Raw genomic sequence first — 18,230 nt, forward strand, 5'->3', positions numbered from 1 at the left:
ATGATATTGCTAAAGGCTATACACGTTTATATAAAACTGGTGATATCTGTAAATGGTTAGCTAACGGAGAGATTGAATATATTGGTAGAAATGATTTTCAAGTTAAATTAAGAGGCTTTAGGATTGAACTTGGAGAGATTGAAAATGTCATCTCGGCAATTAATAATATTAAACAAAGCTGCGTTTTAGTTAAAAATGAAACACTAGTAGCCTACTATGTAGCTAATACAGAAATAGATGAATCTGTAATTAAAAATCATTTTGCTCAAAAACTACCTGAATATATGATCCCTAGTTTTTATATGAGATTAGAATCATTCCATCTAACTATTAATGGTAAATTAGATAGAATAGCTTTACCTAATTTCAATATTTCTAATATTAAGCAACAATATCTAGCTCCTACTACTGAATTACAACAAAAAATGTGTCAAATATGGCAAGAGGTTCTAAAGATAGATAAAGTAGATGTCACTGATAATTTCTTTAATATCGGTGGCAATTCTACTTTATCTATTCAAGCAGCATATAAATGACGCAGATATTTGATACTGAAATATCTATAGTTGATATATTTAGATATAAAACAATACAATCATTATTGAATAATGTATCTAATAATGAATTCCAATTAATTAAATATTATTCTAATAATATTTCTATAAGCCTAAAATGATATTTATTCACCCTGCTTTTAGTGGTTGTGAAATATATCAAGATTTTATTGATAGGCTTTCTAATGATTATAACTGTATTGGTATAGATAACTATAATATTTATAATGAAGACAAAATTGATAATCTATCAAAACTATCTAGTTTTTATATAAATCAGTTAAATCTATCTAAAAATGAAACCGTATATATGTTTGGCTGGTCTTTAGGTGGCGTAATAGCTATAGAAATGTCTTATCAATTAGAAAGACAAGAATTTAATAATATTCAATTAATATTATTAGACCCATATATACCAAAAGGTAGAAAAGAAAAATATCATGCTCACTTTACCCCAAGTAAGGGAGGAAGAAATGTTGAAGAATAATATATATGAGCTTACAAGTAAGTTAGACAAAAATTATGCACAAAGAATTTTAGATAGCAAAGATATTGATATTATTTTAGGTAAAACTAAACCAACAGGCAAGTTAAGGAATATAGAAATTACTTTATTTAAAGCAACAAATCACCATGGATATTTTATTAAGAAAAATAATTTAAACTTTTATGCTAACAACTTTAATATTTTATATTTTAAAGTCGATCACTTATCTTTAATATCTAGAATATTATAGAAAATTGGTCTAAGTATAATTATTCATTCATATCCAAAAGGTTTGATTTATTAGAAATGTAGCAAGATAAGTTGATACTTAGGATATTCAAATTCAAAAAACTACTACTTTTACATAAAAAACCACATCAACAATTATCACTAGTTTTTCTGTTGTTGGCTTATGGTTAACTAATGTAGTTGATCTTACTATTTATAGGTGGATCAATTTTGGTTTAGTTGTTATTTAGCTTAATGATTATTTTATTTATTAATTAGACAGACTGATAGCCTAAATTGAGTAATATATTCAAATTCTCTAATGCTAAATTTGTAATTTTCAAAGCTATAATTATTATTTTTATCAATATCTAAGATATTTATAGACTTTATATCATAATAAAGCCCAATTCCTATGGCTTTTATAATAGCTTCTTTTAGATTAAAAACTCTAAAAAAGAATTTTCGTTTGTCTTTTGTAGCTAGAGAGCAAAAATAATCAAACTCAGCTGGGTGCATTATTATATGTGCTAATTGTTCTACATTTAATGATTTATCTATATATTCAATATCTATGCCTATTTCTAAGCTTGATATCCCAATAAATATACACTCCTTAGCATAAGAAAAACTAAAATGAATATCTTGATGATATTTAAATTTTGGTTTATTGTAATTATTAGTATCAAAATACTCTAATCTATATTTTTTAGATAAAAATATAATTTTTTCTAGCTATAAACCTTTTATTTCTATCCTCTGGGTTTGTATATTTATATATCATTTTTCTGTTGACTAGGAATTATAGATATATCGCCAATATTAGAATTAGAGCTATTTAAAAATAATCCTAAATCGACCGAGTGATTACAAATTTTTATAGGTGTAAATTTTTCAATCTCAACAAATTCGCTAAATATATCCATATAGAGTTTATTTTTTATCAACTTAATTTTAAGCATTATATGTTTTAAGAAATACCATACATAGTATCTAATACTCATCAAAACTCAAAGTTTCCGTGGCAAATATTTGTAAGAGCAGTCAGTTGCTTGCTGATAATTAGCAAACATCACCAGTTAGCCACCTACTTTTTATATAATCTTAGTTTTAAACAGCTACATTTAAGTTTATTAGTTAGCTCAAAGATTCTTTCTTAGCTTTTGTACATTTCTTTGTTTAAAAAACTAATTTTATTTATTTTTTGAATCTAATCAATATCTAGCTAGTAGCATTTATAATATTAAAAAGTAGCTATTCTTATAAAATTACCTAATGCACATAATTGATATTAAATTCGAAAAATCAAAGCCTAGCATCTCTTTGACTTCTTCACTTTTGGGTAGCGCTACCAAGCCAGTTTTGGTCTTATCGTGCTTGAAAATTTTTTCTAAAATAGCATTATTTTCAGCTAGTTCGATACTCAAAATATCTTTTTCTAAAGAAATCTTGCAGCCTTCTCTAAGATTTGGATGATGTACTAAACCATACTCATACGCCTTCAATTGGTTATCATCTAATATCATATCGTTAATTCTCCTCTACTATCCAGTTTTGCATAGCATTTATAAGTCTAGCAAAAACATCTGCCATCAAAAGTAAGTCAACTTCATGCCTAGAGTTATCTTCTTTGTTTAAATCCTTAATACCATCTAAAAACTTAACCGCTTTAAACTGTAATTTAGTATTTGCTGTCATCACAAGTTGCTCACACCAAATTATTGCTAAGTCTATGATATAGCCACCACTTTGTATAAATGCTTTGATATTATCATTAAGCATAGAACTACCTTGGCATGATATATTTACAATACTATCACCAATAGCGCTAGTAAGCTTGCACTTTTCAGCAATCTCAATATCAACTGGATAAGTATTATCTACAAACCACTCTGTTAAAATATCTGTTTCTTCTTTGATTATAGGCTCAAATCGTGCTTTACATCTTTGTAGTAAGTCCACTACCTCTGTAATTTGTTTTTCAGACACACTGTCTATAACTAGATAATTATTTGTTAAATCTAGGTATCCATAAGTTTTTTTAAATTTACTAAATGCTAATGGCAACAGTTTCTGTTCAATATCCTCTTTTATTTGTGTTTTTTCTATTTTGCTTACATATCTAGTTAGCTCAAGCTCTTCTATATACTCTTGTGCTTATTGATTTATTACTTGAGCTGGGAGAATTTTCTCCTCATTCATCAAGCAAAATGCCGCAAGGTGATTAAATCTAAATAGGCACTTCTCATCTTTAATAAACGGATTTACAAACCCACGTGATGATCGCTGTGAATTACTGCATGGAACAAATACTAGCTTATTCAGAGAATCTTCAAATATATCTATATTAATATCTGTGATTTTAAATGCTGTAAGATTTTTAAAGAACATTTATTATCTACTAATTCAAATAAGTCATTCCAAAATAATAAATCATTTAACTTAAAAGTAGAACATTAAACGTTAAAAAACTAAGAAATCTGCCCAATCAGCCAGACATGCTAGGTACTCTAACAAACTTCCCTTTACATTCATTAGTAGCCTAGACTATATTTGTAACTGATGGGTCAATTAAGTTTTGTTGATACTGCCACATTGGTAAGCTCTAGGTTTTATTACCTTTAGTATCAACTGTCCAAACTTCAACAGCATTAACTTCATTAAAACCTAGTTTATGCTTATTAGTTGTTTTATAATTAAGGTATTTTATATAGACTCCATTTTCAGCTTTCGCTTTTTTTATTTGACTGATAGGTGTTTGTAGAGTGTTTGGTATATGGGTCAAACAAAATTCTTAAGAAACAGGTTTTTTTAATATCTAATAGAGGCTGTATTGCATAAAATATAGGTGTCCAAACTACTTTCTTTCTGTTTACTTTGATTATCACTGTAAGTATAAGTTAAAGTATTAGCAGTCAATAAAACTAATAATATTTTTTCTAATGTTTAGTTTTTAAATTTGAATATAATATAAGCTAAAATCTCAAATATTTATTTCTAGCTGATTTATTTTACTAATATAGTATTTTATAATTTCAAATCTTATGTTCATTAAATCAAATAATTTTTAGGAAAAATATGTCACAAATAGTTGTCTGCACAATGTATAAATTTGTTACATTAGAAGATTTTGAGGTTATACCCCAATCTCTTCTAGATACCATGATGAAAATAATGTCAAAGGTACACTAATCTTGGCTAATGAAGGAATCAATGGTACTGTTGCAGGACACTTAAAAGTATAGATGACCCTACTAGCTTATTTAAAATCAGATCCACGTCTAATAGGTATTGATTATAAAGAGTCATATCATCAAGAAGTGCCATTTTATCATTCAAAAGTAAAGCTTAAAAAAAGATATTGTTACTCTGAGTATTGATGAGATTTACCCTAACAAAGTTTGTGGTAAATATATAGACCTAAAGATTGGAATGCGTTGATCTCTGACCATGGGACTGTGCTTATTGATACTCGCAATGAATATTAGATAGAAATTAGTACTTTTAAAAATGCTATTAACCTAATTTCCACGAATTTCCTCAATATGTTGATTAGCAACTCGACTATAAAAAACATAAAAAAGTAGCTATGTTTTGTACTGGTAGGATTAAATGTGAAAAATCCACAGATTACTTAAAGCCAAAGATTTTGAAGAAGTCTATCATCTAAAAGGTGGGATTTTTAAGTATTTAGAAGAAGTACCGAAAGAAAAATCTATATGGTAAGGTGGATGCTTTATGTTTGACTCAAGAGTTGCTGTAAACCATGATCTTGAAAAAGGTAACTATGATCAGTGTTTTGCTTGACGTATGCCCAATCACAGAAGATGATAAAAAATGCCCTGAGTATGTCAAGGACATAAGCTGTTATCATTGTTATGATAAAAAGGGTACTGAAAAACAAAAAGCTCGCGTTGCCAAGCGTGAAAAACCACTTCAATTAGCTGCACAAAAAGGATTCTCTCATGTTGACGATAAGGCAAAAAAACTTGCAAAACTAAATGAAGATAAAAAACAACAAGCTAAAGAAGCAGCTCATACAAAAGCTCAACAATAAATTTCTATTAATTAACCATTCAAATAGATACCACTATCTCTTATCACAATTTTATTTTGTTTCAAAAGTATCCCGATAGCACGCTTAAATGCTACTTTACTGATACCAAATTCGCGTGTGATATCTTCTGGGTTAGATTTATCATTAAATGATGCTGAACTATCATGAGCTATGAGATATTTCTCGATAAGTGCGGCATTTTTAGCTAAATCTTTATGTACTAACTGTAACGATAAATCTATACGACCATAATCACGGATATTTCTAATATATCCTTTAGTAGACTGTCCAAAATTCAATTTTCTAAAGACTTCTACGGAAATAAAGTATACCCCAGTAGTTATTATTAATAATCGCTTTGCAACCTATATATATTTGTTGAGTTAGCAATTATAAGATCTACTTCTTGATTAGTTTTTAGTTCATCACCAGCATAATCTTTTATAAACTTATTAATTTTTGAAGACGCCATAATTTTGCCATTAATCTTATCAAGATAGAGGTAAACAATATAAGACTTACCAATCTCAAAAGGACGATGTTGTTCTGCTAATGGCACAAAAAGATCTTTTTCCAAATCCCAATCAAGAAATGCACCTATGTTGGTAAGATTTTTTACTGGCGAATAAAGCAACCTCTCGCACTGTTGGGACTTTCTTTGTAGTAGTTATAAGCTCAGATTTAGAATTATGGTACAAAAATACTTCGACATAATCACCAATATTAATGATGTTATCAAATTCAACTACAGGCAATTTTGCTTCACCAAGCTCTAGAGCATCTAAAAATAGCCAATTAATTCTTTTATCGAGAACTTTTAATTTGTGATATTTTCCAATTGAAATCAAAATAATTACCTTTGATATTTTAAGCAGATAAGTCATATCATATATTTGCTCAAACTAGCCAAACATATCCTTTAATGCTGAGATATTTTGTTTTGAATTTTCCTTACGACTTTCCGCACACTCTTTTTCTGTACCAACCCAATATAAATCTGTTTCTGGTAACTCATAAATAAACCTACTTGGAATCGAAACTTGTTTTTCCCTAAACTTTTTACGGTGTTTAGTCATAGTGATGGTGAGATTCTCTCTAGCTCTAGTGATTGCAACATATGTAAGGCGACGCTCATCTTCTATTGAATCATCCTCTATACTTTGTTGATGTGGTAATATCCCCTCTTCCATCCCCAGAATATAGACTTTTTTAAATTCTAGATCTTTTGAGGCGTGTATAGTTATAATCTGGACTTGATTATCATTTTTATCCTCATTATTTCTATCTAAAATATCTATTAAAAGCATTTTGTTTAATAGGGCTGTTAATGACTCAAGGCCATTATATGACTCATCTTCGAGTTGATTTACAATCCATTTAGTAACTTCAATAACATTTGCATACTTAAATTCAGCTTGCTTTTCAGAAGAACTAGAGTCTATTAGACATTGTCTATACGAAATATTATCAATAAAAATATTAATTATATTTTTTAGCTATTGTACTGAGATACTTGAGTTTATCTGTTGTTGGGTATTAAGGATTAAATTCTTAAAAGATACTAGATTTCTCTTAGTAAAATCACGCGGTTCAAAGTTTTCTAAATTATGCAATGTATAAAAAACTACAATGATGCTGGCTTGCATATTCACCTAACTTATGAATAGTTGCACTACCAATTTCACGCTTAGGGGTATTTATCACGCGTAAAAAGCCCTATCATCATCAGGATTAACAATTAACCTCAAATACGAATAATATCTTTAATTTCCGCTTTAGAGAAAAATGAGCTACCTCCACTAATAGTATATGGAATTTTGTGCATTTGCATATACCTTTCAAGTAAGTAAGCTTGATAATTACTTCTAATTAGCACTGCATAATCAGAGTTTTTAGATTTGGTTTTTATTCTATCAAAAAATATATCACTAGCAATGAATTGCGCTTCATCCTCATCATTTACCAGACTAATTATCTTAACCTGCGCACCATAGTCTTTATTAGACCACAGTTTTTTTCAAAAATATGACTATTATTTTTTATAAGTTCATTAGCAACATTTAAAATTCTACCTGTAGAACGATAATTCTGCTCTAGTTTGATAATCTTTAGATCAGCAAAGTCCTCTTGTAAATGGCGTAAATTCTCAGGTCTTGAACCTCGCCATGTATATATAGATTGATCATCATCACCCACTACAGTAAATTTATTTTTACCTTGAGTTAGATATTTTAACAATTGGTATTGTGATTCATTAGTATCTTGATATTCATCTATTAATATATACCTAAACTTATCTACCCAAAGTTTCTGGGTATCAGGGTGATTTCTAAACAACTGTATTGGTTGGAATATCAAATCATCAAAGTCAAAAGAGTTATATGATTTTAGATATTTTTGATATTCTTGATAAATAAAAGCTGCCTGCCCTTCTAATTCATCTTTAGCCACTACTTGATCAGGAGTAAGTAGTGCTGACTTCCAAAAAGATATTTTTGCTTGGATAAAACTAGCATTCTGCTTAGATAATTTATATTCGTCATAGGCAATATCGTGTATCAACGCTATAGAATCATGACTATCAAATAGTGTAAAATTCTTCTTATATCCTAGCTCGCTAAAGTGCTTTTTTAGAATAGATAAACCAAGCGAGTGAAATGTAGATATCATCAAGCCTTTTGATTTTTCTTTATCAAGACGCGATTTGACACGCTCTTGCATTTCTTTAGCTGCTTTATTGGTAAATGTCACCGCTAAAATGCTTTTTGCTGAATATAAAAGTTGCTCAATAAGATAAGAGATCTTCTCTATAATTACACTAGTTTTACCACTACAGGCGCCTGCTAATACAAGTAAAGGTGTTGCTATATACTTGACAGCTTGTTGCTGTTGTGGATTAAGGTGATTTAGCATTTAGTTATAATTTTGCCATTATCTAATTGATACTCTTGCTCAGGAGCCTCTTTATGAAACACAACTAGCAAGTAACATTGATTATCAACAAATACTTTATTAACAACATTTGCTAGAGGTTTGCCTTGACTGTCTTTTAGATCAAAATAAGCAATATCTGACTGAGATTTAACTACTGCAAGTTCTTTCTTTAGTTTAGCTTTGTAATGCATCCTAGCTATAACTTCTTGGCCCATATAGCAGCCTTTAGTGTAGCAAATCAACTTATCAACATTGTCTAAATCCAACTCAGCAGGGAGAAACTTCTCAAAATTAGTAGCATTTATTGTTGCGAGTTTATTAAAGATATTCTCTTTTTGAACTTGCTCAAAAGTCATCTCAGAAGCTAGAGAATCTTTAGCTAAAATATCGTGATTTAAAAAGCCAGTTTTTGTGAAAAATAAGTTATAATCTTCATTAAGACTAAAAGTAACTTTAGAAAACATCCCATACTTTTTCAGCCATCCTAGTAGATTATCAAAAACCTCTTGTTCAACTGATAAGAGTAGTTTCTCATTGGATATAAACTTGACAAAACATAGTGAAATAATTCGTCCTTTTAAGTTAATAAAAGCTGTAAGCAAAATATCGTTATAACTTGATAATCCATTTAAGTCTGCTGTTGTTAGCCCTTGCAAAAATTTTTTAATATTTACACCACTTACTTCTAAAATTTTAAAATTAGTGTACTTAAAAGTCATAACACAACCCACTTTAGTAAAGAATCTAACTAGTAGATTTTATAATATTTCCTTGTAGTTATCAAAGGATCTCGGTTATATAATAGTCTTTATCATATTTATAAAATCAGGTAACAAAGATGCTAAATATGTTTAAGTTTAGCAAAACAATTATATTTATATTAGTTGTATTTATTTATAGCTATTCTTATAGTGCTCCTCAGGCTAATTTATGGGCTTATTGAGATAAATCTAACCCAAACTTAACTGAAGTTATACATTTCAAAGCTTGGCAAAACTTTCTAGACAAATACACTACAAAAAGAACAATCAAGTTTATTTAAAATACTCAGCTGTAACACCTCAGGATCAACATCAACTTGATCAAATAATCAAGCAGCATGCTGATATTGATGTCCTAAATTATAATTCAAGCCAACAGCTAGCATATTGGCTTACTTAACCTGTATAATATGCTAACTATACAGATAATACTTAAGCACTATCCAGTTAAATCAATTACAGATATAGATAGAAGCTGGTTTGGCTCTAATGTATGTGATGAAAAAATTATAAAAATAGATACAAAAAACCTAAGCTCAAATGACATCGAGCACAGAATAGTCAGACCAATATGGAAAGATCCTAGAACTCATGCTGCTCTAAATTGTGCTTCTCTTAGCTGTCCTAATCTTTCACAACAAGCTTATCTCTGTCAAAATATAAACACTCAGCTAAACCAAGTTTTTTCAGCATAGGTAAATAGTGATAAAGGCTTATATATAAAAAATAGTGATGTCTATCTATCACAAGTATTTGATTGGTATGGTAGAGATTTTGGTAATAGATCTCAAATGATAGAATTTATAAAAAAATATCTTTATTTAGTATAATTGAATCCCTTTGTTGATTTATTTGGTACAGAGAAAACTTTTAAATTAATGTGTATAAGTACTTAGGCAAATTGCTAAATAATACATTGAAATAAAGCAATATAAATATTGGCATTACAGTAATTAAATCTTGAGAAAATCTAAATATAATGTCTAAGTTACTAACTATGATTGACATTCAGAAAGGTTTCAACTGCAAAGAAGTCGATTGTATTGTAAACAAATTTAACAGTAATCACCGTAAATTTGATCATATTTATTTTTATATGTTTGAAAATAGAAAAGGTTCGCTTTTTGAGAAAAAAGCTAAAGTGGTGATCTTTTCAAAACCAGCATTATAGAAAGCTAATTGAAAAAAATAAAAACTCCAGAAAGCTGTTATTTTATAAATCACCATAATTATACAGTCTATAATGCTGATATAAAAAAACTAATCAACAACTTAAATCCACAACAAATTTATTTGGAATATTCTCTGATGTATTTATATTAAAAGAAGCTATAGATATGTTTGATGATGATGTGATAAATTATGTGAAGATTTAAGTATTTTACTTCATGATCAGGAGGCTCATAAAAATGCTTTTGATAATATCAAATTAGCATTAGGTGAAGATAAAATAATCTCAATTAATGATATCAAATTATGAATTATCTTTACGAGTGGTTGATTAGACCATATTATATTACGATGCCTATATGATTTATTTAGAAGCTATGCAGCATCAATAGGTGTTGCTAGTGTTATATGTGCATATAAACGTAGTGTTTTTATATTATTAGGTTTTATATCAGCACTAATATATGTCTATCTACTATATAATTGAGAGCTTTTTGGTGATATGATTTTAAACTGTTATTTTCTCTTAGCTAATATTGTAGTTTTTTTGTATGGCTTAAACACCTTGAAAAAGACAGTAAAACTATAATAAGCATTTTAAAAGCTACACCAAGTGAAAAAAGAAAGCATTAATGATATTATTATTATGATAGTATTAATTACACCTTTTCTTTATGCATATCAAAAGAACGCATCTATTTTAAATTTACCAGCATATCCTATGTTGGCTGTTGTCTAACAGCAACTTGCTTTACTGTTTTATATTTTCAAATTACTAGGAGTATCACTGCTTGGTACTTATGGATATGTAGATATTATATATATTCCTCTATTTATCTATAAAGGTACTGAAATTACTGCTATTCAATATCCAATATTCTTAACTCTTATATACCTTACATTAAAAAAATAGCAAATCACTTTGAAAAAACAGCAAAATATTAATGTTGATAATATTCTCATACTTAACAGATAAGAGAGTAATAAAATGTCTAAAAATGCTTTAGTTATTATTGATGTTCAAAATTATTTTGTAAGTAAACATACTAAAACATCATCTAAAAAAAATAAAAAACTTATACAAACTAATGATTTTGATTATGTTGCTTTTAGTAAATATATAAATAATCTAAAAAGTAATCATTACAAAATACTTCAATGGGATGAATGCCAAAATTCTCCCAGTATTGACATTGATGTAGAATTTTTAGAAATTAGTACTAGTACCAACGATACCTCTAGGTTCATTATTTTGGAAACCTCCTTGAGGACCATTCATCATTATTTGTCTATTAAGAGATTTATCCTCATCACTGGTTCTAAGGTTATTTCTGACATTAGTAGGTTCTGGCGTAGCTAAATTAGCATTCTGATCTTCTTTATCTGTATTTTTTATATCACTTTTAGACTTATCAAGTTGTTTGCCAGGATTATTATCAGCTAGATTTTGCTTAGGATATTCTCTAGTTGCTCAAGGAGCTTGTAAATTCTCTTCTGATATACCTCCTAAATACTATAAACTTTGTTTAATTTTTCTAATCAATAGTATCTTTTGTAAATAATCTAATCCCCTCTACTAATTTATAAGTGGCCATAGCATTTTCATTCATTTGCCAGCGAAAATTTGACTCACTAATTTGTGGTTCTTGAGTAATAACATCATCATTTTTTGTTAGTTTAACTTCTAAGTTTTCATCACGATTTTTAAGCTCCTCAAGTAAAGCTGGAGATATGATCAAGGCATCACAACCAACTAAAGCGATAACTTGCTCAACATTCCTAAAGCTAGCACCCATAACTATTGTCTTAAAACCATGACTTTTGTATAAATCGTATATTGATTTTACAGAATTAACACCATCATCATAGGCAATAGCTGGAAAAGTTTTTAAATTATTTTGTTGCATTTGCCAATCTGTAATTCTACCTACAAATGGTGAGACTAGATATACACCTGCTTCTGCACAAGCTTGTGCTTGGACTTTATCAAAAATAAGCGTAAGATTACAGTTGATACCTTCTTCTTGTAGTATCGTGGCAGCCTTGATACTTTCTCATGTCGCAGCAATTTTTATCAAAACTCTATCTTTTGAGATACCATTAGACTCATATCTTGCAATAATGCTTTTAGCATAGTCGATAGTTGCTGAGCTATTAAATGATACTCTAGCATCTACCTCACTTGATACTTTACCCTCAATGACATCAAGTATTTTAATACCAAAGCTAACCAAAATTTCTATAGCGATTTCTTTAATAAGATCATCACGCTTAAGATCTGGACTATTAGTTTTTACTTTATTGATAGTTTCTGCAACGAATTTGGAATATTTTTGTTCTTTGACAGCCTTGAGGATTAAGCTAGGATTTGTTGTAGCATCGACAGGTTTGTATTTTTGAATTAATTCAAAATCACTAGTATCAGCAACTACCATTGTTACTTGCTTAAGCTGTTCTAATACTGATTTTTGCATGATTATTTTTATAATTTGTACATTCTTTATTATATATAAGTATACAACTTCAGATATATTAGTAAACAAACTAGCTATGTTTATACACTAAAAAATATAACTCACTGAGAAATGATATCACTATTTAGTTGAGATTAATTTAAGCTGGAAACTTATCCTTAAGCATCTGAAACATAGCTCTAACAGCCATCATTTCACCACCTTTAGGTTTACCTGGAGTAGAAGCAATATTCCATGCCATCATATCAAAATGAATCCAAGTAGGAGTATCTTTTATACCAACAAAATGCTCCATAAATAATGCTGCTTTTACTGCTCCAGCAAATGGTGATAAATCACAGTGTGAAATATCTGCAAACTCAGTTTCTAGATTCTTTCTGTAACAATCAGCTAATGGTAGACGCCAAACTTGATCTTGAGTTACTTGAGCATATTTATACACTTGGTTAGCCACATCGTCATTATTACAGAAAAATGCTGCAATCTCAGGCCACACTGCAACTCTAGCTGCTCCTGTTAGAGTTGAAAATCAATTAAATACTCAGGCTTTTTCTGCGCATCTTCATACAAAGGTTCAGCTAGAATCAAACGCCCTTCAGCATCTGTGTTAGTAACTTGTACACTAGTACCATTTTTCATTTTAATAATATCACTTGGTCGATATGCTTTTGCATCTATAGCATTTTCAACCGTAGGAATTACTAAGCTCAGTCTGATAAGTAACTTATGCTTCATAATCATATACGCAAGAGCGATAGCATTGGCACTACCACCCATATCTTTATGCATCAGTTGCATTGCTGATGATGGTTTGACATCCAACCCGCCTGTATCAAAAGCCACACCCTTACCAACTATTGATACTTTAGGATGATTTATATTGCCCCAACTTAATCGTACAAGTCTAGGAGCCTTATGGCTACCCTTGCCGACAGTATATACGCCTATATAGCCTTGTTCTACAAGTTCTTCACCAACAATTTCTTCAAAATTAGCAGCAAACTCTTTAACTAATTGTTGTATCACATTAGCAATATCAGCTGGTCCCATATCTTCCGCTGGAGTAGTAATCATATCTCTAACTAGATAATTAGCTTCTATAGTTGCTAATATATACTGGCATTATTGTGGTAAAAATAATTTTACTTTTGACTGTTGTGTTTTAGATTTATATTTCTTAAACTTATAACTTCCTAAAGCAAAACCTATATAATAAAGTGATAGGTCAGCGATATCAGCATGCTCAATATGATAATTTCCTTGTATCAGCTGATTTGGCAGATCTGCAATACTAAACATATCCTCAGATACAAGACAAATTACTTTTTGAATATTCCCTAAACTACCTGGAATAGTTATAATCTTTCTTTTTTCATCAAACTGCTTGACGTAATTCTGTAAAAAATTATCCTGTCTGCTAAGCCAATTTTTGAAATTATCCTTATTAATCACAAAAATTGGTAGGGAATTATTTTGTTTATGTTGTGTAAAACACTCTAATTTGGTTGATATATACATCTTTATAGCTCCACATCTTGACCTAATAGTAACCAATTATTAAAATCTTACACCGTTTTTACTGTTAAAATACCAGCTGTTTTGTATAGACTTAGAAATCCCATAATATAATCAAATTCAGTATTATTGAGCTGAATAAGGAATTGATAGTATTGGTTTAAAAGGATGAAATACTGGGTAATCGTTGTTGTACCTTGCTCATAGCGCTCTTTATATTTCTCATAGGCAATCTTTGCTGCTATAACAGACTGACGCAACGATTCTATTTCTTTTTTCTTAAGTTGAACAAATCTAAAAGCATACATTGCATCATTTTGCGCAACCCTTCCAGTCTGAATCATATTAAACTCAGAGGATTGATAATCATAAGCCGCCTTTTTTTAATTGCGCATAATCTGTACCGCCGGCAAAAATATTCCATGTTAAATTAATCCCAAAATAAAATGTGTTTATCGTACCTTTATATGGTAAAAAAATATCAAATACTGGGTTACCAAGTGAACTAATATCATTAAAACCAGGTGAATACTTAACTTCAAAGTTAACTTTAGGCATAAACGAGCTTGTTGCTGATTGATAACTATAATATTTACTTTCTTTAGTATGCATCGAGCTCAAATAAGATGGGCTGCTACGCATTGTTAGCTCTTCCCAATCCTCTTCTGTATTAGGTGATGGTTCTTTGATTTTAAAATCATTGTTATATAAGACTACATCATTATTATTAGTAAACTTATATAATTCAGCACGGGCAACTTTTTATTCCCTATTTACGGCGGCATAATCAGCTTCGGCTATATAGTAGTTAGCTTTTGCAGTTTCATAATCAGCAACATCTGCAGCACCTGCATTAAATTTACTTTCTAACTCATTTAAACTTTGTTTGTTTGATTTTAAATTATATGAAGTATATTGAACATTCTTAATAGCTTTAGCTAAATTAAAATATGCATAGCTTACATCATATAAGAATTGCTGATAATTTGTTCTATAATCTTGTTTGGCAAACTGTGCTGTTTCTTCAGCTGATTGTAAATCCTTATATGCACCATAATCATATAGTGGCTGTGTAAGAGTTACCAAACCTTGAATCGAAGCAAAACGCCCACCGGCAATATCACCATTAATTATCGTTCTTTGGTCTAGAATATTTGTTGCCTTAATTGAACCACCTATATCTATCCTTGGTAATAATCTACCAAGCTGTATTACTGGGCTAATTTGCCTTGAGTTAAGTTGGAAACCAATAAATTTATACTGCGGTGAGTTATTTATTGATTGCTTTATAGTACTAGTATAGTCAGCTATAGGATTGGCTATACCATTAACACAATAACCAAATATAACCACCAGGGATATTGATAAATATCTACGCACTATTTTCAACGTACCACTACTTTTTTATATTATCTAAAATAAACTGTTCTACTTGAGATAAAGCTTGATTTATATTTGCCGAGTTATTACCACCACCTTGAGCCATATCAGCACGACCACCACCTTTACCATCAATATGACTACTTAGTTCTTTGGCTATATCTCTAGCCTTAATCAAGGTTGTCATACCATTGCTAACCCCAATTACAAACTGTACCTTACCAGCATTAGTTGTAGTTAAAACTGCAATTATCTTACTATTTTTTGACTTATAGTCATCGATTTTATCACGCAATGTTTTGACATCAACACCATCAATATTCGCAACAACAACTTTTATGTCACCAATATTACTTTCTTTGATATTATTACTAGGGCCTGATAGTAGCTCTTTTTTAAGTTTAGCAATTTGTTTCTCTTGGTTTTTTATTTTTTGAAGTATTGAATTTAGTTTATCTACCAAATTAGCATCATTGGCTTTGAGGCTATCTTTAAGAGTTGCGATTTTATTTTCGTTGGCAAAAGTATGTCTAATAGCTTTATCTGTTGTAACTGCTTCTATCCTTCTAATTCCTAAAGCGATACCACCTTCAGAAATTATCTTAAATAAACCTATATCTCCTGTATAAGCAACATGTGTACCACCACACAGCTCTATAGAAAAATCACCCATAGATATTACACGCACGATATCACCATACTTTTCACCAAATAATGCCTCCGCTCCTAATGACTTAGCTTTTTGTTGTGATGTTTCTATAGTTGCTACAGGATAATTAGCGCGTATCTGCTGATTTACCAAAAGCTCTATTTGCTCTATTTCACTACGGGAAATCGCCTTGTCATGAGTAAAGTCAAATCTTAGTCTATTTTCGTCAACAAGTGAGCCTTTTTGCTCTGCATGACTACCTAAAACTACTTTCAAAGCTTTATGTAATAAATGTGTAGCACTATGATTAGCTGCTGTTGCAAGTCTGCGTTGATTACTTACCTGTGCAGTTAGCTCATCATTTACATTTAATCGACCTTTTACTAACTTACCAATATGTAAGATTGCCTCACCAGACTTTTGTACATCCTCAACTATAAACTCAAAGCCAACACCTTCAAGGATACCTTTGTCACTTAATTGACCACCTGACTCTGCATAGAAAGGAGTTTTATCTAAAACCACAACTGCTGGTGCCTCTTCAGCGATACTACCAACTAATTGACCATCTTGATACATTTCTAAAACTTTTGCATCTTCTATTAGTGTTGAGTAGCTCCTAAATTCTGATTTAATTTGTGAGTTAATTAAACAATTATAATCAATATTAAATTTACCAGCTTCTTTTGATCTTTGTTTTTGTCCCTGCATTTGCGCCAAGAATGCTTTTTCGTCAATTTTTAAGTCTTTTTCTCTTGCCATATCAGCAGTTAAATCAAAAGGGAAACCATAAGTGTCATACAACTTAAAAGCTACTTCACCAGATATTGTATTACCTTTTAGATTCTCTATTTCAGCATCAAATATTTTGATACCATTTTCAATAGTCTTCAAAAAAAGTTCTTCTTCTTTTATAAGTGTTTTTTCAATCGACTCTCTTTTATCAATTAATTGTGGGTAAGCCTCACCCATCTGACTTATAAGCTCAGCAACTAATTTATAGAAAAATATCTCATTTGCTCCAAGTTTATTGCCATGGTGAATAGCTCTACGAATAATCCTTCTTAGAACATAGCCACGCCCCTCATTAGCTGGTAAAACCCCATCAGCAATTAAAAAAGCACACGAACGAATATGGTCAGCAACAACTTTTAGTGAAGGTGAGTTTATATCTTTTGCATTTGTTACTTGTTGAGCTTTTTTGATTAAAGCTTGAAATAAATCTATATCATAGTTGCTATGGACATTTTGTAACACTGCCGAGATTCTCTCAAGACCCATTCCAGTATCAACAGATGGTTTAGGTAGATCTGTAGTAGAGCCATCAGCATGACGATTATATTGCATAAATACAATATTCCAAATTTCGATATATCTATCACCAACCTCTTCCGGAGTGCCAGGTAACCCTCCGACAACATCTTCACCATGATCATAAAAGATCTCTGTACATGGACCACATGGACCAGTATCACCCATCGACCAAAAGTTATCAATTGAGTCAATACGGATAATCCTCTCTTTAGCTAAACCAATATGCTTATGCCAGACATCAAAAGCCTCATCATCGCTAGCATATATAGTTACCCATAGTTTTTCTATAGGGAGTTTAATTTCTTTGGTCAAAAATTCCCAAGCAAAACTGATAGCTTCTTTTTTGAAGTAATCACCAAAGCTAAAGTTACCTAACATCTCAAAAAAAGTATGATGTCTAGCTGTATAACCGACATTATCAAGGTCATTATGCTTACCACCAGCACGCAAACATTTTTGTACTGTAACAGCACGCGAGAAATCTCTTTTTTCAATTCCAAGAAAAATATCTTTAAACTGCACCATCCCAGCATTTGTGAATAATAAAGTATCATCACCAAATGGGATTAAAGATGAGCTAGGTTGATGTGAGTGATTTTTAGACTCAAAATAATTTATAAATTTATTACGTAACTCTTTAGTAGTAATCATAGTTTACCTTTTAGTAGATAGTGTTACAGATTTATTAAATTCAAAACAGATAGTAT

Annotated in this window: 10 protein-coding genes and 9 pseudogenes; 8 read left to right on the forward strand and 11 right to left on the reverse strand. The window is 30.2% G+C overall.

The window, feature by feature from the left end; all coding sequences use genetic code 11:
• The 3 genes from C9379_RS04020 to C9379_RS04030 form a co-directional block, all read left to right on the forward strand.
• The coding region (locus tag C9379_RS04020) for an AMP-binding enzyme (protein ID WP_343377527.1) at positions 1 to 536 on the forward strand (536 nt) is incomplete at its 5' end.
• Positions 537 to 672: 136 nt separating this feature from the next.
• Positions 673 to 1,041 carry a thioesterase domain-containing protein gene (locus tag C9379_RS04025; protein WP_343377528.1) on the forward strand — a complete coding sequence of 123 codons (369 nt, stop codon included), beginning with the start codon at positions 673 to 675 and terminating at the stop codon, positions 1,039 to 1,041.
• Positions 1,031 to 1,291, forward strand: a complete 261-nt coding sequence (locus C9379_RS04030; protein ID WP_143384711.1) for a hypothetical protein — start codon at positions 1,031 to 1,033, stop codon at positions 1,289 to 1,291. The genes C9379_RS04025 and C9379_RS04030 overlap by 11 nt, the downstream gene beginning before the upstream one ends.
• A gap of 242 nt (positions 1,292 to 1,533) precedes the next feature.
• On the opposite strand, the gene C9379_RS08765 is transcribed toward C9379_RS04030, so the two are convergent.
• From C9379_RS08765 to C9379_RS04045, 4 genes and pseudogenes are all read right to left on the reverse strand, one after another.
• Positions 1,534 to 1,995: a 4'-phosphopantetheinyl transferase family protein gene (locus tag C9379_RS08765; protein WP_143384726.1), complete on the reverse strand. Its 462-nt coding sequence runs from the start codon at positions 1,993 to 1,995 to the stop codon at positions 1,534 to 1,536.
• Between the two features lie 542 nt (positions 1,996 to 2,537).
• Complete coding sequence (locus C9379_RS04035) at positions 2,538 to 2,795, reverse strand: hypothetical protein (protein ID WP_143384710.1); 258 nt, start codon at positions 2,793 to 2,795, stop codon at positions 2,538 to 2,540.
• 4 nt (positions 2,796 to 2,799) lie between these two features.
• Positions 2,800 to 3,660, reverse strand: a pseudogene (gene rdgC / locus C9379_RS04040) (recombination-associated protein RdgC).
• A 214-nt stretch (positions 3,661 to 3,874) separates the two neighbouring features.
• Positions 3,875 to 4,054, reverse strand: coding sequence for a hypothetical protein (locus tag C9379_RS04045; RefSeq protein ID WP_143384709.1), 180 nt, complete (start codon positions 4,052 to 4,054; stop codon positions 3,875 to 3,877).
• Between the two features lie 293 nt (positions 4,055 to 4,347).
• On the opposite strand from C9379_RS04045, the pseudogene trhO reads away from it, so the two are divergent.
• Positions 4,348 to 5,326: pseudogene (trhO, locus tag C9379_RS04050) on the forward strand (oxygen-dependent tRNA uridine(34) hydroxylase TrhO).
• Positions 5,327 to 5,337: 11 nt separating this feature from the next.
• On the opposite strand, the pseudogene C9379_RS04055 reads toward trhO, so the two are convergent.
• From C9379_RS04055 to ygfZ, 3 genes and pseudogenes are all read right to left on the reverse strand, one after another.
• Positions 5,338 to 6,174: pseudogene (locus C9379_RS04055) on the reverse strand (CvfB family protein).
• Between the two features lie 54 nt (positions 6,175 to 6,228).
• Positions 6,229 to 8,239, reverse strand: a pseudogene (locus C9379_RS04060) (UvrD-helicase domain-containing protein).
• Positions 8,233 to 8,979, reverse strand: a complete 747-nt coding sequence (gene ygfZ, locus C9379_RS04065) for a CAF17-like 4Fe-4S cluster assembly/insertion protein YgfZ (RefSeq protein ID WP_343377529.1) — start codon at positions 8,977 to 8,979, stop codon at positions 8,233 to 8,235. Before ygfZ ends, C9379_RS04060 begins: the two are co-directional and overlap by 7 nt.
• Positions 8,980 to 9,422: 443 nt before the next feature.
• Here ygfZ and C9379_RS04070 point away from each other — a divergent pair, with 443 nt between their 5' ends.
• From C9379_RS04070 to C9379_RS08770, 4 genes and pseudogenes are all read left to right on the forward strand, one after another.
• On the forward strand, positions 9,423 to 9,716 hold the full coding sequence (locus C9379_RS04070) for a DUF547 domain-containing protein (protein WP_343377543.1): 294 nt from the start codon (positions 9,423 to 9,425) through the stop codon (positions 9,714 to 9,716).
• 302 nt (positions 9,717 to 10,018) lie between these two features.
• A pseudogene (locus C9379_RS04075) lies at positions 10,019 to 10,501 on the forward strand (isochorismatase family protein).
• Positions 10,498 to 11,167: pseudogene (gene pnuC / locus C9379_RS04080) on the forward strand (nicotinamide riboside transporter PnuC). The pseudogenes C9379_RS04075 and pnuC overlap by 4 nt, the downstream one beginning before the upstream one ends.
• 12 nt (positions 11,168 to 11,179) lie before the next feature.
• Positions 11,180 to 11,551 carry a hypothetical protein gene (locus C9379_RS08770; RefSeq protein WP_143384706.1) on the forward strand — a complete coding sequence of 124 codons (372 nt, stop codon included), beginning with the start codon at positions 11,180 to 11,182 and terminating at the stop codon, positions 11,549 to 11,551.
• A 175-nt stretch (positions 11,552 to 11,726) separates the two neighbouring features.
• Here the strand turns inward: C9379_RS08770 and C9379_RS04090 are convergent.
• The 4 genes and pseudogenes from C9379_RS04090 to alaS form a co-directional block, all read right to left on the reverse strand.
• Positions 11,727 to 12,665 (reverse strand): annotated as a pseudogene (locus C9379_RS04090) (transaldolase).
• A 139-nt stretch (positions 12,666 to 12,804) separates the two neighbouring features.
• Positions 12,805 to 14,183 (reverse strand): annotated as a pseudogene (locus C9379_RS04095) (M17 family metallopeptidase).
• A gap of 47 nt (positions 14,184 to 14,230) precedes the next feature.
• Positions 14,231 to 15,569, reverse strand: a pseudogene (locus C9379_RS04100) (TolC family protein).
• Between the two features lie 7 nt (positions 15,570 to 15,576).
• A complete protein-coding gene (gene alaS / locus C9379_RS04105; protein ID WP_143384705.1) occupies positions 15,577 to 18,174 on the reverse strand; it encodes an alanine--tRNA ligase in 2,598 nt (865 codons plus the stop codon).
• Between the last annotated feature and the right edge of the window lie 56 nt (positions 18,175 to 18,230).

Source organism: Francisella-like endosymbiont (genome assembly GCF_003069505.1).
Classification (GTDB): domain Bacteria; phylum Pseudomonadota; class Gammaproteobacteria; order Francisellales; family Francisellaceae; genus Francisella.